The sequence below is a fragment of the Kitasatospora sp. A2-31 genome, from assembly GCF_022288725.1.
Lineage (GTDB): Bacteria > Actinomycetota > Actinomycetes > Streptomycetales > Streptomycetaceae > Kitasatospora.
Genome location: NZ_JAKNTA010000002.1, coordinates 38,221 through 62,830, shown reverse-complemented (window position 1 = coordinate 62,830; position 24,610 = coordinate 38,221). Strand labels below are relative to the sequence as shown.

The 24,610-nt window shown below is 74.4% G+C and carries 18 protein-coding genes; 8 read left to right on the top strand and 10 right to left on the bottom strand.

Features of this window, described 5'->3' with window-relative positions; translation table 11 throughout:
• A partial coding sequence (locus MCM47_RS05260; RefSeq protein ID WP_238741669.1) for an ABC transporter ATP-binding protein occupies nt 1-369 on the top strand: 369 nt, incomplete at its 5' end.
• A 47-nt stretch (nt 370-416) separates the two neighbouring features.
• A complete protein-coding gene (locus MCM47_RS05255; RefSeq protein WP_238741667.1) occupies nt 417-2,978 on the top strand; it encodes an ABC transporter permease in 2,562 nt (853 codons plus the stop codon).
• A gap of 126 nt (nt 2,979-3,104) precedes the next feature.
• Here the strand turns inward: MCM47_RS05255 and MCM47_RS05250 are convergent, their stop codons facing one another.
• The 5 genes from MCM47_RS05250 to MCM47_RS05230 form a co-directional block, all read right to left on the bottom strand.
• Nucleotides 3,105-3,752 carry an HNH endonuclease family protein gene (locus tag MCM47_RS05250; RefSeq protein ID WP_238741666.1) on the bottom strand — a complete coding sequence of 216 codons (648 nt, stop codon included), beginning with the start codon at nt 3,750-3,752 and terminating at the stop codon, nt 3,105-3,107.
• A gap of 351 nt (nt 3,753-4,103) precedes the next feature.
• A complete protein-coding gene (gene efeU / locus MCM47_RS05245) occupies nt 4,104-4,955 on the bottom strand; it encodes an iron uptake transporter permease EfeU (RefSeq protein WP_238741664.1) in 852 nt (283 codons plus the stop codon).
• Nucleotides 4,956-4,986: 31 nt separating this feature from the next.
• A complete protein-coding gene (gene efeB, locus MCM47_RS05240) occupies nt 4,987-6,321 on the bottom strand; it encodes an iron uptake transporter deferrochelatase/peroxidase subunit (RefSeq protein ID WP_238741662.1) in 1,335 nt (444 codons plus the stop codon).
• Between the two features lie 110 nt (nt 6,322-6,431).
• Nucleotides 6,432-7,577: an iron uptake system protein EfeO gene (gene efeO, locus MCM47_RS05235; RefSeq protein ID WP_238741660.1), complete on the bottom strand. Its 1,146-nt coding sequence runs from the start codon at nt 7,575-7,577 to the stop codon at nt 6,432-6,434.
• Between the two features lie 486 nt (nt 7,578-8,063).
• On the bottom strand, nt 8,064-8,903 hold the full coding sequence (locus MCM47_RS05230; RefSeq protein ID WP_238741658.1) for an ABC transporter ATP-binding protein: 840 nt from the start codon (nt 8,901-8,903) through the stop codon (nt 8,064-8,066).
• Between the two features lie 370 nt (nt 8,904-9,273).
• Between MCM47_RS05230 and MCM47_RS05225 the strand changes: the two genes are divergently transcribed.
• The gene (locus MCM47_RS05225) at nt 9,274-11,421 is read left to right on the top strand and encodes an amino acid adenylation domain-containing protein (RefSeq protein ID WP_238741656.1); all 2,148 of its coding nucleotides are present in this window, start codon (nt 9,274-9,276) and stop codon (nt 11,419-11,421) included.
• A 134-nt stretch (nt 11,422-11,555) separates the two neighbouring features.
• Here the strand turns inward: MCM47_RS05225 and MCM47_RS05220 are convergent, their stop codons facing one another.
• Nucleotides 11,556-12,902, bottom strand: coding sequence for a hypothetical protein (locus tag MCM47_RS05220; protein ID WP_238741654.1), 1,347 nt, complete (start codon nt 12,900-12,902; stop codon nt 11,556-11,558).
• Between the two features lie 80 nt (nt 12,903-12,982).
• Nucleotides 12,983-13,399: a GNAT family N-acetyltransferase gene (locus MCM47_RS05215; RefSeq protein WP_238741652.1), complete on the bottom strand. Its 417-nt coding sequence runs from the start codon at nt 13,397-13,399 to the stop codon at nt 12,983-12,985.
• A 226-nt stretch (nt 13,400-13,625) separates the two neighbouring features.
• Here MCM47_RS05215 and MCM47_RS43155 point away from each other — a divergent pair, with 226 nt between their 5' ends.
• The 3 genes from MCM47_RS43155 (at nt 13,626) to MCM47_RS05200 (ending at nt 18,753) form a co-directional block, all read left to right on the top strand.
• A complete protein-coding gene (locus MCM47_RS43155; protein ID WP_238741650.1) occupies nt 13,626-15,218 on the top strand; it encodes a M4 family metallopeptidase in 1,593 nt (530 codons plus the stop codon).
• A gap of 222 nt (nt 15,219-15,440) precedes the next feature.
• Entirely contained in the window at nt 15,441-17,780 is a 2,340-nt protein-coding gene (locus tag MCM47_RS05205) for a helix-turn-helix domain-containing protein (RefSeq protein WP_238741648.1), read from the top strand.
• Between the two features lie 232 nt (nt 17,781-18,012).
• Nucleotides 18,013-18,753, top strand: a complete 741-nt coding sequence (locus tag MCM47_RS05200; protein ID WP_238741646.1) for a class I SAM-dependent methyltransferase — start codon at nt 18,013-18,015, stop codon at nt 18,751-18,753.
• Nucleotides 18,754-18,825: 72 nt separating this feature from the next.
• Here the strand turns inward: MCM47_RS05200 and MCM47_RS05195 are convergent, their stop codons facing one another.
• Nucleotides 18,826-19,953 carry a helix-turn-helix domain-containing protein gene (locus MCM47_RS05195; protein WP_238741644.1) on the bottom strand — a complete coding sequence of 376 codons (1,128 nt, stop codon included), beginning with the start codon at nt 19,951-19,953 and terminating at the stop codon, nt 18,826-18,828.
• Between the two features lie 479 nt (nt 19,954-20,432).
• Between MCM47_RS05195 and MCM47_RS05190 the strand changes: the two genes are divergently transcribed.
• Complete coding sequence (locus MCM47_RS05190; protein ID WP_238741642.1) at nt 20,433-21,095, top strand: hydrolase; 663 nt, start codon at nt 20,433-20,435, stop codon at nt 21,093-21,095.
• Between the two features lie 42 nt (nt 21,096-21,137).
• Nucleotides 21,138-21,668 carry a DoxX family protein gene (locus MCM47_RS05185; RefSeq protein ID WP_238741639.1) on the top strand — a complete coding sequence of 177 codons (531 nt, stop codon included), beginning with the start codon at nt 21,138-21,140 and terminating at the stop codon, nt 21,666-21,668.
• 318 nt (nt 21,669-21,986) lie between these two features.
• Here MCM47_RS05185 and MCM47_RS05180 read toward each other — a convergent pair whose 3' ends face one another.
• Together MCM47_RS05180 and MCM47_RS05175 are read right to left on the bottom strand one after the other, a co-directional pair.
• Nucleotides 21,987-23,030 carry an alpha/beta hydrolase gene (locus MCM47_RS05180; RefSeq protein WP_238741637.1) on the bottom strand — a complete coding sequence of 348 codons (1,044 nt, stop codon included), beginning with the start codon at nt 23,028-23,030 and terminating at the stop codon, nt 21,987-21,989.
• A gap of 394 nt (nt 23,031-23,424) precedes the next feature.
• The gene (locus tag MCM47_RS05175; RefSeq protein ID WP_238741635.1) at nt 23,425-24,399 is read right to left on the bottom strand and encodes a helix-turn-helix domain-containing protein; all 975 of its coding nucleotides are present in this window, start codon (nt 24,397-24,399) and stop codon (nt 23,425-23,427) included.
• Nucleotides 24,400-24,610: the final 211 nt, after the last annotated feature.

Sequence of the window (24,610 nt, the reverse complement as noted above, 5' to 3'; positions counted from 1 at the left end):
CGCGTCGTCGACACCGTCGGCCTCTCCGGCCGCCTCTCCCACCGCCCCAGCCAGCTCTCCGGCGGCCAGCAGCAGCGCGTCGCCTGCGCCCGCGCCCTCGCCGGCAAGCCCGACATCATCTTCGCCGACGAACCCACCGGCAACCTCGACTCCCGCTCCGGCGCCGAGATCCTCGCCTTCCTCCGCAACTCCGTCCGCGAACTCGGCCAGACCGTCGTCATGGTCACCCACGACCCCGTCGCCGCCGCCTACGCCGACCGCGTCGTCTTCCTCGCCGACGGCCGCATCGTCGACGAGCTCACCCACCCCACCGCCGACACCGTCCTGGACCGCATGCGCCGCTTCGACGCCAAGGGCCGGACGAGCTGACGCTCCACCGGCACCAGCCCGCCCCTCCGCAGACCACAGGACACCCCATGTACCGCACCGCACTGCGCAACGTGCTCGCCCACAAGGGCCGACTCCTGATGACGGCCCTCGCCGTCCTCCTCGGCACCGCCTTCGTCGCCGGCACCCTCGTCTTCACCGACACGCTCGGCAACGCGCTCCGCTCGCAGAGTGCCAAGAGCTACACCGACATCGCCGTCACCGTCAGCGACCGCAGTGCCGTCGGCAAGGGGTACGACCACGGCGGCACGGCGGACGACGGCCCCGTCCTCACCGACGCGATCCTCAAGTCGATCGCCGCCCTGCCCGGCGCCGCCGACGCGCGCGGCGTGGTCAGCGGCTTCGCCGGCATCGCCGACCGGAAGGGCGCGCTGATCGGCGACGGCTTCTCCACCACCGGCACCAACTACGTGCCCGGTGCCGACGGCACCGACCGGCGCTACCCGCTGGTCGACGGCCGCGGGCCGCGCAGCTCCGGCGAGATCGCGCTGGACGCCCGGACCGCCGAGAAGGGCGGGTACAAGGTCGGCGACACCGTCCGGGTGGCCGTCAACGGCCCGGTCATGGAGCTCAAGCTCACCGGCACCGTGCGCACCAACGACCCGCGCGTGGTCTCCGGCGGCTCGCTGGCCGCGTTCGACACCGCCACCGCCCAGCAGCTCTACCTGAGCCCGGGCCGGTACGCCGAGGTCGACGTCCAGGGCAAGCCCGGCGCCGACGACACCGCACTGCTCGCCGCCGTCAAGAAGACCTTCCCGGAGCCCGACGCCTTCGACGCCCGGACCGGCCGCGCACTGGCCGCCGAGCAGGACCGGATGATCCAGGAGGGCACCAAGTGGCTCTCCACCGCCCTGCTGGGCTTCGCCGGCATCGCGCTCTTCGTCGGCGTCTTCATCATCGCCAACACCTTCACCATGCTGGTCGCCCAGCGCACCAGGGAGCTGGCCCTGCTGCGCGCCGTCGGCGCCAGCCGCAAGCAGATCACCCGCTCGGTGCTGGTCGAGGCGCTGCTGGTCGGCCTCACCGCCTCCCTCGGCGGTCTGCTCGCCGGCATCGGCATCGCGACCGGCCTGCGCGCCCTGCTCAACGGGCCGCTGGAGGCCAACCTGCCGGACGGCCCGCTGGTGATCGGCCCGTCCACGGTGATCTGGTCGGTCGGCGTCGGCGTCGCGGTCACCGTGCTGGCCGCCTGGCTGCCGGCCCGCCGCGCGTCCCGGATCGCCCCGGTCGCGGCGATGAGCTCGGTCGAGCAGCCCGCCACCCAGAAGTCGCTGCTGATCCGGAACGTCATCGGCCTGCTGTTCTCCGCCGCCGGTGCGGCCGGCCTGCTGGCCGGTGCCGCGGGCAAGGAGGTCAAGCTGGTCGGCCTCGGCGCGGGCACCCTGCTGATCGGCGTCTTCGTGCTCACCCCGCTGCTGTCACGGCCGCTGATCGCCCTGTTCGCCCCGCTGCTGCGCAGGCTGTTCGGCACGCCCGGCCGGCTCGCCCGCGAGAACGCCGTCCGCAACCCCCGCCGCACCGCGGCCACCGCCTCCGCGCTCACCATCGGCGTCACCCTGATCACCGCGTTGACGGTGGTCGGCGCCTCGGTGAACAAGGCCGTCGACAGGGCCACCGCGAGCGACCGCAAGGCCGACTACACCGTGGCCATGGCGAACTTCTCCATGCTCTCCCCCGAGGTCGCCCCGCAGATCGCCAAGACCCCCGGGGTCACCGCGACGACCGGGATCCGGACCCTCCCGGTCAAGGCCGTCGCCGACGGCGACACCTCGTGGCTCCGCTCGGTGGACGCCGCGTCCTTCGACCAGCTGGTCACCGTGAAGGTCCAGGAGGGCGCGGCCGACGCGCTCAAGCAGGGCAAGCTGCTCGCCACCACGGGCTACGCCGAGCGGAACCACCTCAAGGTCGGCTCGACGCTCGACGTCACCTACCCCGACGGCACTCGCGGCACCCTGACCGTCGGCGCCCTGGTGGAGCAGAACACCGAGCTCTCCGGGCTCACCGCCCCGGACTCCGTCGTCGGTCCGCACGCCCTGCCCGGCACCGGCCTGGACAAGGTGCTGGTCAAGGGCGCCAACGGCGAGGACCCCAAACTCAAGCAGGCGCTGCGCGACGCCACCGGCGGCAACCCGCTGATCGCCGTCAAGGGCGAGAAGGACATCAAGGCGGAGAACCGGCAGCTGGTGACCGCCGTGCTGAACATGATGTACGGGCTGCTCGGTATGTCCGTGGTGATCGCCGTCCTGGGCGTGGTCAACACGATGGCGATGTCGGTGTTCGAGCGCCGCCGGGAGATCGGCATGCTCCGGGCGATCGGCCTGGACCGGCGCGGCATCGGCCGGATGGTCCGGCTGGAGTCCCTGCTGATCGCCCTCTTCGGCGGACTGGTCGGCGTGCTGCTCGGCATCGTCACCGCATGGGCCGGCACCCGGACGCTCGCCGACGCGTTCAAGGACATGACGATGGTGGTGCCGCCGGTGCAGATCGCCGGCTTCCTGGTCGCCGCCGCGCTGATCGGCCTGCTGGCCGCCGTCTGGCCGGCCCGCCGCGCCGCTCGCACGGACATCCTGGACGCCATCAAGAGCAGCTGACCCCACGCGTCCGCGCGGACGCAGTGGGGCCCCGGCCGGAACGGGTACCGGCCGGGGCCCCGGCTTCTGGGGTTGCCGGGGAGTCGTCGGACTCCGGCACCAGCAATTCCCTGCGGGAACGTTTCCTCAGCAGCCGTTGAGGATCGAGCTGAGGGTGCTCTTCTCGGCGCTGTCCACGGAGAGGCCGTAGTAGTACTTCACCTCCACCCAGGCGCGGGCGTAGGTGCACTGGTAGGAGGCCTGCGGGAGCCAGGTGGAGGGGTCCTGGTCGCCCTTGCTGCGGTTGGAGCTCGCGGAGACGGCGAGCAACTGCGGGCGGGTCAGGTCGTTCGCGAAGGCCTTGCGCTGGTCGGTGGTCCAGGCCCAGGCGCCGGAGCGCCAGGCCTCGGCCAGCGGCACCAGGTGGTCGATGTCGAAGGACGAGGAGTTGGTGGTGGTGACGTTGTCGTAGACGGACGTCCAGTTGCCGCTGACGGAGGCGCAGCCGGAGTCGGTCACCACGCCGCTGCCGTCGCGCTTGAGGACCGTCTCGCGGGTGTTGCAGGTGCCGGAGATGGTGATCCAGTGCGGGAACAGCGTCCGGTCGTAGGTGCTGTCGTGGGACTCCGCGGCCACCGAGATCGAGGCCAGATAGGCGCGGGCGGTGGCGGCCGAGACCGGGGTGGGCAGCGCGGCCGCGGCGCTTCCGGCGCCGGCGAGCAGGGTGGTGAGGGCGAGCAGCAGGGCGCCGAAGGCGGCCACCAGGGCACGGCGGGGCGTGCGTATCGCGGACATGCGGGGACTCCAGGGTGGTGTGAGGGCATGCGGAAGCCACCGGGCGGAGCGGCCCGGGCCGCCAACCAGCATGCCCTGGATCGGTTTACGCGGGTAGACCCTGGAGGTGAACACTTGAGTGACCGTCAAGTCGCCCACGAGGTCGGAACGGAGGGTTCCAGGTCGGTGGACGGAGGGTTCCGCGACGCCCGACCCGCAGGCCCGGCGCGGCCGGACGTGCGGACCCGCGGACGCAGACCGGACGCGGACCCGCCGTGGGCGGACACGAAACCGCCCCGCCCGGCGTGGTGCCGGACGGGGCGGTTCGAGCGGAGAGGGGCCTCAGGCGCCTCCGGGGCGCCTCCCGGGGCCTCAGGCGGCCGACTTGGCGGAACCCGCCGTCGGCGCGACGGGCTTGACCGGCTTGCCGCCGAACAGGCCCAGGAAGACCGCCAGGGTCGGCACCAGGTAGGCCGCCCAGACCGCCAGCTGGAGCACGGTCGGGTCCGGCTGGAAGTTGAACACGCCCTTCAGCAGGGTGCCGTACCAACTGTCCTTCGGAATGGTGCTGCTGATGTCGAAGGCCACGTCGTGCAGACCACCGAGCCAGCCGGCCTCCTGCAGGTCGTGCACGCCGTAGGCCAGCACGCCGGCCGCGACGACGACCAGCATGGCGCCGGTCCAGGTGAAGAACCTGGCCAGGTTGATCTTCAGCGCGCCGCGGTAGAACAGCCAGCCGAGCACCACCGAGGTGAGCAGGCCGAGCGCCGCGCCGATGATCGGGTTGTAGCCGTCGTTGGTGGCCTGGACGGCCGACCAGATGAACAGCGCCGTCTCCAGGCCCTCGCGGCCCACCGCCAGGAAGGAGGTCACCACCAGCGCCGTCGTGCCCATGGCCAGGGCCGCGTCCAGCTTGCCGTGCAGCTCGGTCTTCAGGTGCCGGGCGGTGCGGCGCATCCAGAAGACCATCCAGGTGACCAGGCCGACGGCGATGATCGACAGCGAGCCGCCGAGCGCCTCCTGCGCCTCGAAGGTCAGTTGCGAGGAGCCGAACTGCAGCACGGCGCCGAAGGCCATGCTGAGCCCGACGGCCGAGCCGATGCCGACCCACACCGGCGGCAGCTTGTCCCGCCGGCCGGTCTTGACCAGGTAGGCGATCAGGATGCAGACGACGAGGCTGGCTTCGAGGCCCTCACGCAGGCCGATCAGGTAGTTGCCGAACAAGGCACTCTCCTCGGGGTTGTGCGGGACGGGGTCAGCCGAAGAGGGCCTGGCCCCACCACTCGCCGGGCTTCCGGACACCGGGCGGGCAGGCGAAGTGGGCGGAACCGACGTGCTGGATGTACTCGTTGAGCGCGTCGCTGCCGGCGAGGCGCTGCTGCAGCGGGACGAACGCCTTGCGGGTGTCGCGCTGGTAGGCGAGGAAGAACAGGCCGGCGTCCAGGCGGCCGAGGCCGTCGGTGCCGTCGGTGAAGGAGAAGCCCCGGCGCAGGATCATCAGGCCGTTGTTGCTGTCCGGGTGGGCCAGCCGCACGTGCGAGTCCTCGGGCATCGCCTTGAGGTCCGGGGTGTCGTGCTCCTTGGCCTTGCCGTACGGGGCGCCCTCGCCCTTGGTGCGGCCGAAGATGTCCTCCTGCTCCTTGAGCGGAGTGCGGTCCCAGGTCTCGATGTGCATCCGGATCCGGCGGGCGACCAGGTACGAACCGCCGGTCATCCAGTCCGGGCCCTCGCCCGGGGCGACCCAGACGTGCTCGCCGAGTTTCTCGGTGTCGGTGCCCGCGATGTTGTGGGTGCCGTCCTTGAAGCCCATCATGTTGCGCGGCGTCTGGGCGTCCGGGGTGGTGGAGGAGGTCTTGCCGAAGCCCAGCTGCGACCAGCGGATGTTCACCGTGCCCATGCCGATGCGGGCCAGGTTGCGGATCGCGTGCACGGCGACCTGGGGGTCGTCCGCGCAGGCCTGGACGCAGAGGTCGCCGCCGGTGCGCTGCGGGTCGAGGTTGTCGCCCTTGAACTTCGGCAGGTCGATCAGGGCCTCGGGGCGGCGGGCCTTGAGGCCGAAGCGGTCGACGCCGTCCTTCTCGAACAGGGTCGGGCCGAAGCCGATGGTGAGGGTGAGCCGGGAGGCGGGCAGGCCGAGGGCCTCGCCGGTGTCGTCCGGCGGCGCCTCGGGCAGGCCGCTGGCGGCGCCGCTGCCGACCTCGCGGCCGCCGGTCATCGCCGCGGCGGCCTTCGTCCACTCCTTGAGCATCTTCACCAGCGACTCACGGGTCGCGGTGGCGGAGACGTCGAAGGAGGCGAAGTGCAGGCGGTCCTGGACCGGGGTGGAGATGCCGGACTGGTGGTCCCCGTAGAAGGGGATCTCCCCGCCGGCGGCGGCCGGGGCGGGGGCCGGGTCGTCCTGCCGGGTGGCGGCGGCGACCGAGCCGACTCCGGCGGCGCCGAGGGCGACCCCGGCACCGGCCCAGCCGATCACGGCGCGGCGGCTGACCGCGCTGCGGCCGGTGCCGTGCTGCTCGGCGGCGACGGCCGCGGTGGCGGTGGCGCCGGTACCGGCCGGCGTCCCGTTCTGCTGCTCGTTCTCGGCGTCCATCGGCGGGCGGGCCCTTCTCTGTGCTGTCTCACGGATGCCGTGGCGGCCACTGGGGGCCGCCACGGCGCTGTGGGTGGGGTGGTGTTCGGTGCCGGGTGTCGCGGTCGGTGCTACTTGACGACGACGGCGGCGGCCAGCTTCGAGAGCGGCTCGCCCAGCGCGTTCACCGCGTCGGAGAAGGTCTTGCGCTCGGCGTCGGCGACCTTGTCGTAGGAGGTGTAGGTGCCGTCCGCCTGCTTGTACTTGGCGAGCAGCGCCTCGGTCGCGGCGAACTCCGAGTCCAGCGTCTTGGCCAGCTCGGCGTCCTTCTCGGAGGCGACCGGCTTCAGCAGCTCGTAGGCCTTCCTCGCGCCCTCGACGTTGGCGGCGAAGTCGGCGAGGTCGGTGTGGCTGTAGCGGTCCTCCTCACCGGTGATCTTGCCGGTGGAGACCTCGTCCAGCAGTTCCTTGGCACCGTTGGCCATGCTGGTCGCGGTGATCTCGGCCTCGGGGATCTTCTTCTGCCAGTCCTTCAGGTCGGTGACCAGCTGGTCGGCCAGCTTCTTCTCGTCGTCACCGATCCTGGCGTCCGCGAAGAGCGACTTCTCCAGCTTGTGCCAGCCGGTCCACTCCTGGCCGGCCTCCAGGCCGTCCTCACGGGTGTCGGTCTTCGGGTCGATGTCGCCGAAGCTCTCGGCGACCGGCTCGGTGCGCTCCCAGCCGGTGCGCGACGGGGCGTAGAGCGACTTGGCCTTCTCGACGTCGCCGGCCTTGATCGCGGCGGCGAAGGCCTCGACGGCCGGGATGGTCAGGTCCGCCTGCTCCTGCGCGTACTTGCGGTAGGCGTCGACGGCGGCGGTGAGCCGCGGGTCGGCCGGGGCGGCCGCGGCGGAGGCGTCGCCGGTCACGGTGATCTTCTGACGGATGCCGTCGCCGACCATGCCCGGCTTGCAGGCGATCTCGTAGGAGCCGGCCTTGATCTCGGCGTTGATGGTCGCCTTGGTGCCGGGGCCGATGTTCTCGCGCTCGGTGACGATCTTGTCGCCCGCGGCGTAGACGTAGACCTCGGTGGTCTTCGAGCCCTTGTTGGTGATGTCGAGGACGACGTGGCCGGCCGGGAAGCTGCTCTTCGAGACCTCGCAGGCGGTGTCGGTGGCGTTCACCTTCACGGCGTCGGAGGAGGCCTTGTCGTCCTTCTTCTGCGAGCAGCCGGCCAGCGCGGCGGTCGCCACAGCGAGGGTGAGCAGCGTGGCTGCGGTGGAACGACGGGCGGACATGCGGGCTCCAACGGAAGGGCAGGGTGTACCGGGGCAGGGCTGAGCGTGAGCGCAGGAACCGAAGCCGTTCCGGCGCCTCCACCCACTTAGCTAAGGCATACCTTAGGGACATCCGATTTCGTCGTCTACACCGGGGTCCGAGTTCGATCGATGCAGGTGGCGGCCGCCTTGGCGGCGGGGAGTCGTCAGCCCACCGACGATTTCCGGCCAATCACCCCCGCCGAACGGCGGGGGCGTCTCACCGGCCCCTCGCGCCGCTCCTCCACCCGACTCCCCCTCGGCCCGTCTGGGAACGCGCTCCCGGGCGAGCCCGGCGCGATCCCCGCGGACCTCCCCGCCTGATCCAGCGCGACGCCTGCGTGCGAGCCCGCCCACGAGCCCCGGTGCCCGACCGCTGCGCCGGTGCACGGCCGCTACGCCACTGCGCCGGTGCACGGCCGCTACGCCAGGCGCGTCACCGTTCCGACGCGCCCGCAGCGGCTGCGCTCACGCCCCCGGCACGCGCCGGGCCGCCGTCCGCGCCGTCCAGCGCCCCTCGTGCCGGCTGATCCGGATCGGGTGATCGAAGCAGGTACTGACCAGCTCGGTGGTCATCACCTCGTCCACCGGTCCGGCGGCCACGCACTCCCCCTCGCGCAGCAGCAGCGCGTGGGTGGTGCTCTCCGGAAGCTCCTCCAGGTGGTGCGTCACCAGCACGCTGGCCAGCTCCGGGTGCTGGTGGCGCAGCAGGTCCAGGCTGTCCAGCAGCAGCTCGCGGGCGGTCAGGTCGAGCCCGGTGGCCGGCTCGTCCATCAGCAGCAGGCGCGGGCTGGGCATCAGGGCGCGGGCGATCAGCGCACGGCCGCGCTCCCCCTGGGAGAGCGTCGGCCACGGTGACTCGGCGACCGCGGTCATGCCCAGGGTCTCGATCAGCCGCTCCGCCCGGTCGACGGCCTCCGGGCCGGGCTTGCGGTACAGATCGGGCTCGATGGTGTTGGCCAGGCCGGTCAGCACCACCTCGCGCACGGTCAGCGGCGAGCGGAGCGGGTGGCGCGGGTTGACGTGGCCGAGGTGGGCGCGCAGGTCACGGATGTCGACCCGGCCCAGCCGGCGGCCGAGCACGTCCACCTCCCCGTGGGTGGGGTGGGAGACGGCGCCGAGCAGGCCGAGCAGGGTGGACTTGCCGGCCCCGTTGGGCCCCAGCAGCGCCCAGTGCTCGCCGGGCTCGATGGCCAGTGTGATCCCGCGCAGCAGGTGGCGGCCGTTCCGGACCACCTCGACGTCACGGGTGCGCAGCAGCGGGCCCGTGGGCAGCGGGTCGGACGGCAGCAGGTCGGACGTGCTCATGGCGGGCGGTCCTCCGGGGGTTCGGCGCCGGGCTGGGGTGGGGGCCTGTGCCGGCGGCGCACCGGACGGGCCGGCGCCGACCCTCCGCGTGCAGAGTACAACCGTCGGCCGGGCGGCGGCCGGTCCGGTCCGAGGTGTGGACGGACGCCCGCCGGCGCGCGTCCGCCGGCGGCCTCCGCGCGGTGAACGCCGATCGGCGGGGCCCGATCGACGGGGCCCCTGCCGGCAGGTGCCCGCCCGGCAGGGGCCCGCCCGGCGGTGGACCCGGTCGATGGGGGCGCGAACGGCCGGGTTTGCCGTACGCCCCTGTCGCCGGGCCGCAGTTGGCGGCAGGATCGGAGGGAAGCACGGTACGAAGGGGGATGGACGGATGGGGTGGGACGCGGAACCGGCAGGGCGGGCCGGAACGCTGCACGGGCGGTTCGAGGAACAGGCGCGCCAGTCGCCGCAGGCGGTCGCCGTCCGGTGCGGCGCGCGGGAGCTGACCTACGGTGAGCTGGACGAACGTGCGGACCGGCTGGCCCGCCACCTGGTCGCGCAGGGGCTGGAGCCGGGCGGCCGGGCGGCCGTGGCGCTCGGCCGGGGCACCGAGGTGTTCGTCGCCCTGCTCGCGGTGCTGAAGGCGGGCGGCGCGTACGTCCCGCTGGAGCCGGGCGCACCGGACGCGCTGCTGCGCCACGTGCTGGCGGACGCCGACCCGGTGCTGGTGGTGACCGAGGAGGCGCACCGGGTGCGGCTGACGGACACCGGCGGGCGGGCGGTGGTCTGCCTGGACTCGGCGGCGGAGGTGATCGCGGCGCTGCCCGCCGGTCCGCCGGCGGTCACCACCGGGCCGGACGACCTCGCCTGCCTCTTCTTCACCTCGGGCTCGACCGGCCTGCCCCGGGGCGCGCTGATCGAACACCGCAACCTGCTGGCCGCCCACCGGGGGTGGTGCGAGGTGTACGGGCTGCGCCCCACCGACCGGATCCTGCAGACGGCGAGCCTGGAGTTCGACGTCTTCACCGCCGACTGGATACGTGCGCTCTGTACCGGCGCCACCCTGGTGGTCTCGCCGCGCAACCTCACCCTGGACCGCACCGCCGACATCGCCGACCTGCCCGCCCTGGTCGCCGCCGAGCGGATCACCGTCCTGGAGCTCAACGTCCGCACCGCGCGGCGCCTGCACGACCACCTGGTGGCCGCCGGCGGGTCCCTGCCCGGCGTGCGGCTGATCACGGTCGGGGCGGAGAAGTGGTACCTGGACGAGCAGCTGGGCCTGCAGCGGCTGCTCGGTGCCGGCACCCGGGTGCTCAACGTCTACGGCCTCGCCGAGGCGTCCGTCGACAGCACGTACTTCGACGCGGCGGGCTCGACGGGCGGCGAGGGGAGCGAACGGGTCTCGCTGGTCGGCCGGCCCTTCCCCGGTGCGCGGGTGTACGTCCTCGGCCCGGAGGGGTTGCCGGCGCCGCCCGGGGAGGTCGGCGAGATCGCCGTCGCCGGCCCGGGCCTGGGCCGCGGGTACGTCAACCGGCCGGAGGAGACGGAGCGGCGCTTCGTGCCGGCCGCCTTCGACCCGGACATGCGGATCCTGCTGACCGGTGACCTCGGGCGGATCCGCGAGGACGGCGTGCTGGAGTTCACCGCGCGCGCCGAAGGCGTGGTCGGCCCGACCGAGCGCGTCCGGGCCGCCGCGGTGCTCCGGCGGGTCACCGAGGCCGCGCGGGCCGAGGGGCTGCTGCGCTCCCACCCGGCGGTGCGGGAGGCCGCCGTCGCCGAGGTGGAACCCGAGCCGGGGCGGCGAGCCCTGGTGGGCTACGCGGTGACGGCACCCGGCGCCGCGGAGCCGGACACCTGGTCGCTCTCCGCCCTGCTGGCCGAGGAGCTGCCGGCCGGGGAGGCGCCCGCCGCCGTCGTGGCCCTGCCGGCGCTCCCCCGCACCCGTGCCGGGAAGCTGGACCGCACCGCCCTGCCGCTGCCGGCCCCCCGCGACCACCTCTCCTTCTCCGCCTCGCTGGGCGGGGCCGCGCCGACGGACGGCTCCGCGTCGCTGCGCGGCAAGGCCGGCCGGGGCGGGGGCAAGGCCGGTGCCGGGAAGCCGGCCGACGACGACCCGCCCACGGGTTGCTTCTTTCTCCTGGTGGCCCTGCCGGTCACCGTGGTCGCCTGGCTGCTCACCGACAGCCTGTGGCCGGGCTCCACGGACGTCTCGGCGGTGCCGGGGCCCTACGCCGGGTGGTTCCGCGTCCTCTACCTCTTCGAGTGGTGCTCGTTCGGCCTGGGGGTGGCCTGGCTGCTGGCGGGTGCCCGGGCCGTCGTCCGGCTCGGCCGCCCACTCGGGCTCTCCGTCGCCGCGCACGTCTCGGTGTTCTGGCTGCTGGCCTCCTGGTGGCCGCAGGACAACCTCTACCGGACCAGCTCGGCGACGGACTGGCCCCGACAGGCGTTGCTGGTCTCGGTGTTCAACATCGCGCTGATGGTCGCGGCCGCGATCGTGGTCCGCTTCCTGGTCTGGCGACCGCCCGCGGGACGCAAGTGACGGCCCGGCGGACACGAACGGCCCGCCCGGGATGACGGCCCGGCGGACACGAACGACCCGGCCGGGGCGACGGATCCGGCGGAGGTGACGGCTTCGGCGGAGGCGACCGCCGGCCGGCGACGTCGGTCCGCCGGTCAGCGCAGCGCCGCGAACATCCGCCCCAGCGCCTGACCGGCCGCGGCGACCAGCGCCTCGGCGGCGTCCAGTGCCTCCAGCGCCTCGCCCGGCCCGGCGCAGCGGGCGGCGAGCGCCAGGCCGACGGCCGGCTCCGGCTCGTAGCCGGCCGTCACCACCAGTGGCAGCAGGGTGACGCCGAGACGGGCGCAGCGCGGTCGGAGCCGGTCCAGGTGGTCGTGGAGCGCCTCCTGGGAGAGCCGGGCGCCGAGCCGCAGGCCGTCCAGCGTGCGGACCACGTGGCCGGGGCCGCGGACCCGGTCCAGCCGCGCGCGCAGGTTGAAGGCGATCGCCGGGCCGGTGAGCCGCAGGTTGGCCTCGGTGGGGGCGAGCCGGCGCTCCCGGTCGGTGACGAAGTCGACGTCGAACCAGCCCCGGTGGCCCGCGGCGGCGAGGCGCTCGCCCACGGCGAGCCCGAACCGCTCGGCCGTGGCCGCCACGCCCGGCGGCACCACGCCCGGACCGACCGTCACCCCCTGGTAGCTGGTGCCGGCCACGGCCATCTCGCCGACCCCGACGGGGTGGACGCGCCCGTCCGGGCCGATCACCGCGTCGAAGGTGAGGTCGCGCAGGCGGTCGGCCCGGCCGCCGTCGACGTACTCCTCCAGCAGCAGTCCGCCGTCCACCGCCAGCACCTCGGCCCGGGCCAGGCGGCGCAGCAGCGCACCGCCGCCGCCGGCCGCGAACAGCTCCTGCGGCGTCACCACGGCGGTCCCGTAGCCGCCGACGCCGTGCGGGCTCTTCACCACGGTGGTCAGGCCCCGGACCGCCCGGGCGGTCAGCCGGCGGGCGGCTCGCCGCGTCGTGCCGGGCTGTTCCTGGTGCGGCACCGCGATTCCCGGGTGGGCGGGGGCCAGTTCGGCGAAGAGCGCGTGCGTGGCCGCCTTGGACTCGTAGCGCCGAACCGCCGCCAGTGCGCTCCCCTCACCCTGGGCGGCGGTGCGGCCCCACGGCAGCACCGGGCGGCCGCACTCGGCGATCCGCTCCGCCAGCGCCGGGCGGGCGGCGAGCGCCTGCGCCAGGGTCCCGCCCGGCGCGACCCCGCCGTACAGCTCGACGGGCTCCCACGCCAACTCCCGGGCCAGCCAGTCCACCCAGGCCCGTTCGACCTCGGCCGGCAACACGACCAGGGCGGGCTCGGGGCTGTAGCAGGTCGCCATGCAGGCGTAGTGGTGCGCCTGGCGCAGCCGCCGCGCGCGCTGGGCGTCGTCCATGGCGGCGCCGAAGAACTGCTCGTTGAAGTCGGCCACGTTCCCCAGGTGCACCGCCCGCGCCCCGCCCGTCCAGGCCTCCACCCATCCGTCCATCCCGCGAGCCTACGGTCTCCGGGACGGCCGGGGACCGGAGAACGAGGAACACCGCACCGGACGACGAATCCGTCGTCCGGTCAGAGCCGGTGGAGGCCGGCGTCGGTGCTGCGGAAGCCGCAGGCGTCGAGGTAGTAGGCCCGGAGGTGGGGTTCGAAGTCGACGTGCAGCCACTCGCAGCCGGCCGCGCGGGCGCCGTCGACGGCGGCCGCGACCAGTCGGGTGCCGACGCCCGCGCGGCGGGCCGCGGTGGCGACCACGGTGTCGAGGAGGAAGGCATGGCCGCCGCCGTCCCAGGCGACGTTGACGAAGCCGGTCAGCGGGCCGCCGGCGGCAGGGCGGGCGCAGACCCAGCCGAGGCTGTGTCGCTCCAGCCGGGCGCGCCAGGCGACGGGCCGGACGGGCCGGTCGCGGCTGGCCGCACCGAAGCCCTCCGCGTGCAGGGCGTCGAGCTCGTCGTCGGTGAAGGGTCCGCGCCAGGTGTACCGGGTCGTCATGGCGTGATCGTAGGGCGTCCGAGGGCAACAACGTTCACACCGTCATTCACACCCGCCGTCAGTGCTTCAACAGCGGCTTTCACAGTGAGCATTCACACTCGATCAGTTTCGATCAGTGCAGGACACGAAATGGTCAAGATCTGACTCAGCACCTAGCCGGGGTTGGCCGCGCACCGTCAATCTCTGTCGCAGCTCTTCCCCTGCAGCTACCCCGACTGGAGTCAGAGTGAGCCCCACCTCCTCTCACCGCCGCCACCTCGCGGCCGGAGCCATAGCGGCCACCGCCGCCCTCGTCGCCGCCACCTTCCAGGCCGGCACCGCGAACGCCGCCCCCACCGGCCGTGACGCGGCGATCGCCCAGGCCCGGGCCAACGTGGCCCACAACGCCGGCGTGTTCGGCTTCGGCGACGGCCAGGACCTCCAGGTCAAGGACGTCATCGTCGACGCCGACGGCACCCAGCACGTCCGCTTCGACCGCACCTACCTCGGCCTGCCCGTCGTCGGCGGCGACCTGGTGGTGCACCAGGACGCCCGCGGCCGGCTCAAGGACTCCTCCCGCGCGGCCGCCCACGACGCCGCCGTGAAGTCGACCGTTCCGAAGGTCCCGGCGCAGGCGAGCGCGCGTCAGGCGCTCCAGGCCGCACCGGGCATCAACTCCGCCACCAGCTCGCCCGAGCTCGTCGTCTGGGCCGCCGACGGCACGCCCCGGCTCGCCTGGAAGACCACCGTCGCCGGTGTCGGCGAGCACGGCCAGCCGGCCGGCAAGGTGGTCGTCACCGACGCCACCACCGGCGAGCAGATCGAGACCTACGACTCCGAGCACCAGGCCAGCGGCACCGGCCACTCCGAGTACACCGGTGACGTCACCATCGACACCACCGCGCAGTCCGGCGGCTACGCGCTGATCGACCCGGTGCGCGGGACCATCACCAAGGACGCCCACAACGTCTCGTCCAGCTCGCTCAACGCGAACTCGGGCACGCTGTTCACGGACGCCGACAACGTCTGGGGCGACGGCAGGAAGTTCTCCACCGACCGCTCCACCGCGGCCGTCGACGCCCACGCCAACACCGCGTGGACGTACGACTACTACAAGAACACCTTCGGCCGGAACGGCATCAAGAACGACGGCAAGGGCGCCACGGTCTTCGTCCACGTCGGCACCAACTGGGACAACGCCCAGTGGTCGGACAGCTGCTTCTGCATGATGACCGGCGACGGCGACGGCGTGACCGACCCCGAGCAGGTCGACCTCGACACGATGGGCCACGAGATGACCCACGGCGTCACCAGCGCCACCGCCAACCTGCGCTACAGCGGCGAGTCCGGCGGCCTCAACGAGTCCACCAGCGACATCTTCGGCACCATGGTCGAGTGGTACGCCAACAACGCCGTGGACAAGCCGGACTACCTGTTCAGCGACCAGTCCACCCCGCCGTGGCTGCGCCGGATGGACAAGCCCTCGCTCGACGGCCGCTCCGCCGACTGCTGGAGCCGCAAGGTCGGCCAGCTCGACGTGCACAACTCCTCGGGCGTCGGCAACCACTGGTTCTTCCTGGCCAGTGAGGGCAGCGGCAGCCGGACCATCAACGGCTTCACCTACAACAGCCCGACCTGCAACGGCTCCACGGTGACCGGCATCGGCAACCAGAAGGTCGCCAAGATCTGGTACCGCGCGCTGACCGTCTACATGACGTCCACCACGGACTACAAGGGCGCCCGCACCGCGTCCCTGAACGCCGCCAAGGACCTCTACGGGCTGAACAGCACCGAGTACGCGGCGGTCGCGGCCGCCTGGAGCGCCGTCTCGGTCGCCTGACCTCCCGCTCCGCACCCCGCTCCTCCCCTGCGGCCCGTCGCCCCGTGCGGCGGGCCGCAGGCGTGCGCGCGGTCGTGTGAGCGACGTTCGCCCCCCCCCGGGGCAGCGCGGTTCGTGCCCGGCACGCCGCCCCGCCGACCGGACGCGGCTGCTGACCCGGCCGGGAACATTCGGCACATTCCCCCGTTATGATGATCATTCAACTAACCGGGGAGCGGACAAATGCACCACGACGAGTCCCAGGAGCTGGGGCCGATGCTGCGCGCACACCGCCGCGCGGCCGGGTTGACGCTGGAAGAGCTCGCGGAAGGCTCCGGCGTCAGCGCCCGCGCCATCGGCGACATGGAGCGCGGCCGCAGCCGGGGCCCGCAGGCCCGTACGGTCGAGGCCCTGGCCGGCGCCCTGGGGCTCTCCCCCGCCGACACCGCCGCCCTGCTCGGCGCCGCCCGGGCGGGCCGCCGCCGGCACGAGCGGCCGACCCCGCCCGGCCTCTGCGACCTGCCGCCCGCCGTCCCGGACTTCACCGGCCGCTCGGCCGAGGCCGCCTGGCTCGCCCGCTCCGCCGACGAGCCGGGGCGCCTGCCGGTCTCGATCGTCTCCGGCGCCCCGGGCCTGGGCAAGACCGCCCTGGCCGTGCACACCGCGGCCCGGCTCACGGACCGGTTCCGGGACGGCTGCCTCTTCGTCGACCTCCGCGGGCTGGACACCGAACCCGTCACCCCGCACGACGCCCTCGCCCGGCTGCTGCGCGCGCTGGGCGTGCGCGAGCGGGACGTCCCGGTCGAGACGGACGAGCGCCAGGTCCTCTACCGCCGGATGATGCGGGAGCGGAACGCCCTCGTCGTCCTGGACAACGCCGCCCACGAGGCCCAGGTGCGGGCCCTGCTGCCGGCCGCCGGCGCGGGCGCCGCCTGGATCACCAGCCGGCGCACGCTGACCGGCATCGAGCACGCACGGCGGCTGCTCCTCGAACCGCTCCCCGCCGACGCCGCCACCGCCCTGCTCGGGACGATCCTCGCCCAGCAGGACGATGCCCGGTGGGGCGGCACCCCGGGTGACGGCACCACGGGGGCCGGCACCACAGGTGACGACACCTCACCGGACACCGGGGCCGCCAGGCCGGATCCGGCGGCCCTGGCGCTCATCGCCGACCTCTGCGGCCACCTGCCGCTGGCCCTGCGCATCGCCGGCCACCGGCTGCTGAGCCGGCCGGGATGGAGCGCGCACCACCTCGCCGAGCGCCTGGGCGACGAGGACCTGCGCCTGCAGCGGCTCGCCGCCGGCGACCTGCGGATCCGTTCCGCCTTCGGCCTCTCCTACGCGCAGTTGCCCGAGCCGCTGCGACGGCTGTTCCGCCGGCTGGCGCTCGTCCCCGGGCCGGACTTCGACGCCGGGCTGGGCGCCGCCCTCACCGGGCTCGGCCTCGGCCGGGTGGAGGAGATGCTGGACGAGCTGCTGGAGCTGGGCCTGCTCGGCCAGACCTCCGCCGACCGCCTGCTGTTCCACGACCTGATCCGCCTCTACGCACGCGAGCGGCTGCAGGAGGAGGAGTCGTCCGAGGAGCGGCGCAGCGCCGAGACGGCGCTGTACGGCTGGCTGCTCGACACGGCCTCGTCCGCCGGCCAGTGGTTCCAGCCGGACCCGCCGCCCGCCGGCGCGGCCCCGTTCGCGACGGCGCTTGCGGCGCAGCGGTGGCTGCAGACGGAGAGCGCCAACTGGCTCGCCGCGCTGCACGGAGCGGCGGCCGCCGGCCGGCACGCCGAGGTGGTGCGGACGGCCGAGTCCATGCACTGGTTCTCCGACCGCTGGATGAACTGGGGCCACTGGCACACCGTGTTCGGCCTCGCCCGGGCCTCCGCCCGTGCGCTCGGCGACGACACCCTGGAGGCGACCCACGCCAACTACCTCGCCTGGGCGCTGCTGTACTGCCTGCGGCAGCCCGGCGAGTCGCTGGCCGTCGCCGAGCAGGCCGCGGAGCTCGCCCGCCGCGGCGGCGACGCCGCCCAGGAGGCGTGGGCCCACTTCTACGCGGCCGCCGCCGGGAACCGCCTGAAGACCCTCGACGCGGCCGCCGACCGGGCCCGCCGGGCGGCCGAGCTGTTCGCCGTGGCCGGCGACCACGAGGGCAGGCCGCAGGCCCTCCTGGCGCTGGCCGGCGCGCAACAGCAGCAGGGCGACGCCGAGGGCGCCATCGGCACGGCCGACACCATCATCGCCCTGCTCACCGACCCGACCACCGCCCCCGCCCCGCACATCACCGACTTCACCATGACCAACGCGCTCTCCCAGCGCGGCGCGTCCCAACTGGACCTCGGCCGCGCACGGGACGCCGAGGGCTCCTTCACGCAGGCGCGCCGCATCGGCGCCCGCGTCGGCGTGCCGCTGCTCCAGGGCATCGCCGCCCTCGGCCAGGCCAGGGCCCTCGACGCCCTCGGCGACCGGGCACGGGCGCTCACCGCCGCCCGCGACGCCGTGACCTTCGCCGAGGCCGCCGACGACCCCGTCCGCCTCACCGAGGCCACCGCCCTCGTCGAGGCCTGGTCCTCCCCGGCGAACGGCTGACGGACCGGACCCCCGCTCACCGCCTGCCGTGCCTGCACGCAGGGCTCCCGCAGGCACCCGGCGAGCGCGGCGGTGGGATCGCGCAAGACGAACACGAAGAGAGAACGGGCCTGCGGCCCGGCATCTTTGGGGTTTCCACCAGTACGCCGCCCCCTCCGGCGACAGGGAGACTTCCGGCCGGGGGCCGGCCCGTTCCGGAGGCCGACGCCAACGAACAGAGGGGGACGACCCGATGGGTGGTCAGCTGTACGACGAGATCGGCGAGGCGTTCGAGGGCTTCAAGAACCTCCCGCTCGCACGCTACGGGGAGGTGGCCGGATTCCTCGCCCTCGTCGGCGACGTGAAGGGCAGGTCGATCCTCGACGTGGCGTCCGGAACCGGCTTCTACAGCCGGGAGTTCAAGCGCCGTGGCGCCTCGCGCGTCCTCGGCGTCGACATCTCCTCCGCGATGGTCGACGCGGCCCGGGCCCTGGAGGAGAGCGACCCGCTGGGGGTGGAGTACGAGGTGGGCGATGTCGCCGAGCTGCGTACCTTCGAGGAGCCCTTCGACCTCGCGGTCGCCGTCCAGGCGTTCAACTACGCCGAGGACGTCGCCACCGTCGAGCGGATGTTCCGCAGGATCCACCGCAGCCTCGCGGACGGGGCCGAGCTCTTCGCCTTCGTGCAGCACCCGGACTTCCGCTTCGGCGGGCCCTCCCTGGCCAAGTATGGCTTCCTGTGCGAACCGCTCGGCGAGGAGACCGAGATCGGGCCGCGCGTGCGGATCACCGCGCTCCTCGACCCGCCGATCTCCTTCGTCGCCAACCCGCCCAGCCGCGAGGTCTACGAGAACTGCCTGCGGGCGGCCGGCTTCCGCGACATCACCTGGGTACCGCTGGAGATCTCCGCCGCCGGTGTGCGCGAGTTCGGCGAGGAGTTCTGGGAGGACTTCACCGCCAACCCCGCACTGACCATGCTGCGCTGCCGGGCCTGACCCCGGGCGGCCGGTCCCGGACCGCGACGCACCGGGGACGGGCCGCCGCCCGGGGCCCACCGTAGGCGGCCGTCACGCCGGCACCGCGGTGACCCCGGCGTCCGACCGGCGAGGTGCCGGGACGCGGGCCTCCGCGGTGCGTGACTCGGCCGCGACGCGGGCGCCGGCCTGCCACTCCCGCGGGGAGACCCCGTAGGCCGCCCGGAACGACCGGCTGAAGTGGCTGGCGCTGACGAACCCCCACCGCCCGGCGACGGCCGCCACCGTGACCGGGCGCGCCGTCGGACGGGCCAGGTCGCGCCGGCACATGGCGAGGCGCTGCCGCTGGATCCAGCGGCCCACGGTGATGCCTTCGCACTGGAACAGCTTGTGCAGGTACCGCACCGACAGGTGGTGGGCGGCCGCGATCTGCTCCGGGTCCAGCGCCGGATCGCCCAGGCGGCGCAGGATGTGGTCCTTGATCCGGGCGAGCAGGGCGAGGGCCGCCTCGGAGGGCTCCGCGCCGGGCGGGCGGCCCCGGCGCTCCTGGGCGAGCACGGTGAGCAGGTCCAACGCGGTCGCGGCCAGCCGGACCGCGGCCTGCGGGTCAAGCACGTCCACCGTCCGGGCCAGCCGGCCCAGGTGGGCGGCGACCAGCGCGGCGGTGCCTCCCTCCGCCCCGAAGTCCGTTGCGGTGAGCTCCCGCAGTTCCTCGTCGGAGACCCCGACGGCCGCCCGCGGCCAGTGGAAGGCGGTGAAGGAGAAGGGCTCGGTCAGCTCCTTGCTGAACGGGCGCCCGGCGTCGGAGACGGCGAACGTCCCCGGCCGCAGCAGCACCTGACGGCCGTCCTGGACGAGGCGGGCCGTGCCGCGGTGCTGGAGGGCCAGGGTGACGTGGTCCTCGCCGCCGCGGGCGATCAGGCCCCGGGTGCGGACGACCCGCTGGGGGCCGGCCTGGACGAGCGAGACCTGCAGGGCGCCGAGGCGGTGGCTGGTGATGGTCCCGGCGGAGGGCGCGGGTTCGAGCAGCCTGACGTCCAGCGGGATGAACGTGTTCGCGACCGCCTCGTGCCAGAAATCGGCACGGTCCGGCGTCGGCAACGTGCTGGTGGAGAGCGTCGTGGCGGCTGCCGGGGCAGTCGCCGGCGCGGCCGCGGCGGCAGGTGCAGGCGCGGCGGCGGTTGCGGCGGTGGTTCCTGGAGCGGTGGCAACGGGAGGCATCTGGTTACTCCTGCGACGGCCGGCGGGGCGGGCCCGGACGGTCCGTCGGATGAGGTCGGGGGGAGTGGGGACGGGACGCGGTACGGCCCCTCGGCCTCCTCCATCCCACCCCGCCGGGCCTCCGGCCACCAGGAAGAACAGCAGGAAGAACTTGACGCCCCGGCGACGACGACGGCGGCCGGGGCGCCGGCGACGACGTCAGCGGAGGGGGACGACGACCTCAACGACGACCTCGACGACGCCGGGGCCGCGGCATGCAGTGCGGGGACAGCGGCGGGGCGCGATGGGAACAGAACGCCCCTGGACCCTCGCCTACCGTCAACTCTGCGACGCGGCACGGAAGTCCGCGCCGGACGCCGAGAGGGTCGAAGGACCTTCCGGACCGTCTGCGGCGCGCGGCCCCGGCCCGCCACCGTCATCCCCCCTTCTCCGCACCGCCCCGCTGCGACTGCGGGGACCTGCTCCGAAAGGACTCCCCCATGATGGACTTCACCCAGGTCAAGGCCGCGCCCAGCCCCGACCTGCTGACTCCCGACAACGCCGTGATGCTCTTCGTCGACCACCAGCCGCAGATGTTCTTCGGCGTGGGCAGCGGCGACCGCACCGCGATCATCAACAGCACCGTCGGTCTCGCCAAGGCCGCCCGCGCCTTCGACGTGCCCGTGGTGCTCACCACGGTGGCCGCCGAGTCGTTCTCCGGCCCCCTCCTGCCGCAGCTGGCCGAGGTGTTCCCCAAGCACGAGGTCCTCGACCGGACCAGCATGAACGCCTGGGAGGACGCCGCCGTCGTCGAGGCGGTCAAGGCCACCGGCCGCACCAAGATCGTGCTGTCCGGCCTCTGGACCGAGGTCTGCCTCGTCCTGCCCGCCCTGTCCGCCCTCGGCCAGGGGTACGAGGTCTACGTCGTGGCCGACGCCTCCGGCGGCGTCAGCCCGGCCGCCCACGAGCACGCCCTCCAGCGGATGACCGCCGCCGGCGCCGTGCCGGTGACCTGGGTGCAGGTGCTGCTGGAGCTGCAGCGCGACTGGGCCCGTCAGGAGAGCTACGGCGCCGTGATGGAGATCGTGAAGGAGCACGCCGGCTCCTACGGGCTCGGCGTGGTGTACGCGCAGAGCATCCTCGGCGCCCACGCGGCGGGCTGAGCCGGTGCGCCACCGGATCCCCCGCCCCGAACGGGGGCGGCGATGAACCTCGGCCTGTTCGTCCTGCGCGTCGTCGTCGGCCTGTTGATCGCCGGCCACGGGGTCCAGAAGGTGAGCTTCCACCTGGGCGGGCAGGGGCTCGAGGGCGGCACCCGCGAGTTCCGCGGCGACGGCTTCCGCGGCGGGTGGATCACCGCGCTCGCCGCCGGGGCCGGGCAGATCGGCTCCGGCCTGCTGCTCGCCGCGGGCCTGCTCACCCCGCTCGCCGCCACCGGCGCGATCGGCGTCATGACCGTGGCGCTGACCGTCAAGCGGCCGCACGGTCTCTGGGTCCAGAACGACGGCTACGAGTACCCGCTGGTCCTCGTCGTGACCGCCGCCGCACTGGCCGCGACCGGGCCGGGGGCGTGGTCGGCCGACCACGCGATCGGCCTGACGCCGTATCCGCTCTGGTGGTCCGGCGTCGCGCTGGCCGCCGGCGTCGGCAGCGGCCTGCTGACCAGGCTCGTCCTGCACCGGCGGTCGCCCGCCGACCCGCCGGTGGAGCCGGCCGCCCGGCCCGGCACCGTCTGATACGCGGACGCCTGAACCGCTCCTCCTGACCACGGCCGCCCGAACCGTCCCCCGGTTCGGGCGGCCGCCGGCATGCCCGGACGAACCCGGCGCCGCCCGTCCCCCCGCTCCCGGACCACGCGCGGGCGAGGGCCCCTCGACCGCCCGGTGCGCCCGAGGGGCCCTCGGGCGCACCGGGCGCAGGTGGACGGCGCCTTCACCCGAAGCGGGTCGGGCCCGCCCCGTCCGCCGGCCGTCCGGTCTCGATCCCCCCGCGTCCGGCCTCGGTCCACCCGCCGTCCGGCCTCGGTCCACCCGCCCTCCGACGTCGGCGCGGCCTCAGCCGGGCCAGCGGTGGAGGGCGACGTGCAGGGTGTCCACCGCCTGGATCAGCGCGGCGCGGGCCGTCGGAGCGTGGCGGCAGGCGTCGAGCAGGACGAACCCGTGCACGACGCCCTGGTAGCGGGTGGCCACCACGGGGACGCCGGCCGCTCGCAGCCGCGCGGCGTACGCCTCCCCCTCGTCCCGCAGCACGTCGGCCTCGGCCGTGATCACCAACGCCGGCGGTAAGCCGGCGAGTTGGTCCAAGGAGGCCCGCAAAGGGGCGGCGGTGGCCTCGTGCCGGCGAGCGGGGTCGGGCAGGTAGGCGTCCCAGTACCGGCGCATGTCCTCGCGGTGCAGGAGGTACCCCTCGGCGTACTCGCGGTAGGAGGGGGTGTCGAAGTCCGCGTCGGTCACCGGACAGATCAGGACCTGGTGGAGCAGCGGTACCGGGCCGTGCCGGCGGGCGAGCAGCGTGACGGCGGCCACCAGGTTGGCGCCCGAGGAATCCCCCGCGACGGCCATCCGCTCCCCGTCCAGTCCGAGTTCGCGGCCGTGGGCGCGGATCCACTGGGCCACGGCCCAGCACTGCTCGACGGCGACGGGGTAGCGCGCCAGAGGCGCCCGGTCGTAGTCGACGAACACCACGGCGGCGTCCGCCCCCACCGCGAACTCGCGCAGGATCCGCCCGTACGAGTCCGCGTCGCCGAGCGCCCAGCCGAGGCCGTGCAGGAAGAGCACCACGGGGACGGGCTCGGCGGCGCCGGCCGGTCTGACCACCTGGACCCGGACCCGCCCGGTCGGTCCGCCGGGCAGGGCGAGCCATTCGGCGGTGGTGTCCGAGGCATCGTCCAGCCGCTCCTCCGCCAGGCCCGCCAGGAGGTCGGCCGGTCCCTCGCCCGGTTCCCCGTGCTCGCCGCCCCAGGCGCTCGTCTCCGTGGGTTCGCAGGCCCCGGGCGGCCAACCGCCCGGAGTCGGGCGGCCGGCGAGGGCATCGAGGAACGCCTGGACCAAGGGTTCGAGGGCCGGCCGCCGGTCGGGCGAGGGGGTGGTGTCGGACACGCTTGTCTCCTGGCGTAGCGGCCGGTCGGCCGGATTCCACGGTGGTCGTCCTCGTGCCGACGGCCCGACCCGGTTGGCCCCCGTGCCCCGCGGCTCCTGCTCGGCGGGACCTCGCCCCGGCCTCACCCGAGCGGCCCCGGGCCGGTCGGGGCGGGGGCGTGCGCCGGGCGGCGCCCGGGCGGGTCTCGCCGGACGCGCGCGGGCACCCGGCCCAAACTAGGCGTGCAGGGGGCCGGTCACCGTCCCGAGCGGGAACCACGGTTTGTCCGACGGTGCACACCGCGGGGCGGTGTGCACCAGGTCAGGCAGTCCCGGACCCGAGGTCAGGCCCTGTCAGCCCCCGTCGACCGGCTCGGGCCCGGGGGTCGGGCGCCGTCAGGCGGCTGGGGCCGTGTCAGCCTTCGTCCGCGGCGCGGAGCGCGCGCCACTCGCGCGGGGAGACCCCGTACGCGGCGCGGAAGGCCCGGCTGAAGTGCGCCGGGTTGACGAACCCCCAGCGCTGGGCGACCGCCGAAACCGTCGGCACGGCGCGCCCGCGGCGGGACAGCTCCCGGGCGCACTCCTCCAGCCGGCGCTGCTGGACGAGCCGCCCGACCGTGACGCCCTCCCCCTCGAAGATCCGGTGCAGGTAGCGCACCGAGATCCGGTGCGCCCGGGCGATGCCCTCGGGCGAGAGCTCCGGATCGCCGAGGTTCCGGTCGATGTGCTCGCGGATCCGGCGGACGAGGTGGGCGTTGGCGCCGGGCGGCTCGGTGGCCGCGGGCCCGGTGAGCTGGGCGACCAGGGTGATGAACAGGTCCGCGACGCTGCCGGCCAGCCGGTCGCCGACGGACGCGGGGTAGGCGTGCGCGGAGTCGGCGAGGGTGCCGAGGAAAGGCAGCAGGACGGCGCCGAAGCCCTGGTCGGCGGTGAGTGCGCTGCCGGCCACCTGCCGGGCCTCGTGCTCCGAGACGCCGAGCAGCCGGCGCGGCACCTGGAAAACGTGGGCACGGAAACGCTCCGGGTAGTCGATGGAGTAGGGCCGCGCGGTGTCGTAGACCACCAGACCGCCCTGCCCGACCTCCGCCCGGCGTCCGTCCTGCACCAGCACGGCGCGGCCGGACTCCTGCACGCCCACCCCCAGCTGCGCCTCCGCCCCCGCCTCGGCGGAGCGGGCGACCAGGCCCGCCGTGCGGGAGACCCGGGCGGCGTCCGCCTCGATCGTGGACACCTGGACGTATCCCAGCCGGTGCGACGACAGGCGGCCGTCGAACGGCCGGTCGGCGTGCGGCACCACCTCCACCGGTGCCAGCGTCCGTGAGACGGCCTCGCCCCAGAACGCCGCCTTCTCGCCGTCCGGGACGGAAGCCGTCGTCCACAGCACACCCACCTGACCTGCCCCTTTCCGGCCGAAGCCCTACTCGACAAGCCTCGGCCGGGGGCGGCGCCGACCGCTAAGTCATTTGACTGCCGCTCTGCGGCCGAGCAGGGAGTGTGCACGCGCAGGCAAGCCCGGATGCGCGGACAGCACGGTGCGGGAAGGCGCGGCGCGGCCAGCGCGGCGCCGCCGGCACGGCGCAGCGACGGGGCCGCGGGGTGCG

Coding starts and splice junctions, on each gene's coding strand:
- MCM47_RS05255 (WP_238741667.1), top strand. CDS start 417: ATGTACCGCACCGCACTGCGCAACGTGCTCGCCCACAAGGGCCGACTC.
- MCM47_RS05250 (WP_238741666.1), bottom strand. CDS start 3,752: ATGTCCGCGATACGCACGCCCCGCCGTGCCCTGGTGGCCGCCTTCGGC.
- efeB (WP_238741662.1), bottom strand. CDS start 6,321: ATGGACGCCGAGAACGAGCAGCAGAACGGGACGCCGGCCGGTACCGGC.
- efeO (WP_238741660.1), bottom strand. CDS start 7,577: ATGTCCGCCCGTCGTTCCACCGCAGCCACGCTGCTCACCCTCGCTGTG.
- MCM47_RS05230 (WP_238741658.1), bottom strand. CDS start 8,903: ATGAGCACGTCCGACCTGCTGCCGTCCGACCCGCTGCCCACGGGCCCG.
- MCM47_RS05225 (WP_238741656.1), top strand. CDS start 9,274: ATGGGGTGGGACGCGGAACCGGCAGGGCGGGCCGGAACGCTGCACGGG.
- MCM47_RS05220 (WP_238741654.1), bottom strand. CDS start 12,902: ATGGACGGATGGGTGGAGGCCTGGACGGGCGGGGCGCGGGCGGTGCAC.
- MCM47_RS05215 (WP_238741652.1), bottom strand. CDS start 13,399: ATGACGACCCGGTACACCTGGCGCGGACCCTTCACCGACGACGAGCTC.
- MCM47_RS05205 (WP_238741648.1), top strand. CDS start 15,441: ATGCACCACGACGAGTCCCAGGAGCTGGGGCCGATGCTGCGCGCACAC.
- MCM47_RS05200 (WP_238741646.1), top strand. CDS start 18,013: ATGGGTGGTCAGCTGTACGACGAGATCGGCGAGGCGTTCGAGGGCTTC.
- MCM47_RS05195 (WP_238741644.1), bottom strand. CDS start 19,953: ATGCCTCCCGTTGCCACCGCTCCAGGAACCACCGCCGCAACCGCCGCC.
- MCM47_RS05190 (WP_238741642.1), top strand. CDS start 20,433: ATGATGGACTTCACCCAGGTCAAGGCCGCGCCCAGCCCCGACCTGCTG.
- MCM47_RS05185 (WP_238741639.1), top strand. CDS start 21,138: ATGAACCTCGGCCTGTTCGTCCTGCGCGTCGTCGTCGGCCTGTTGATC.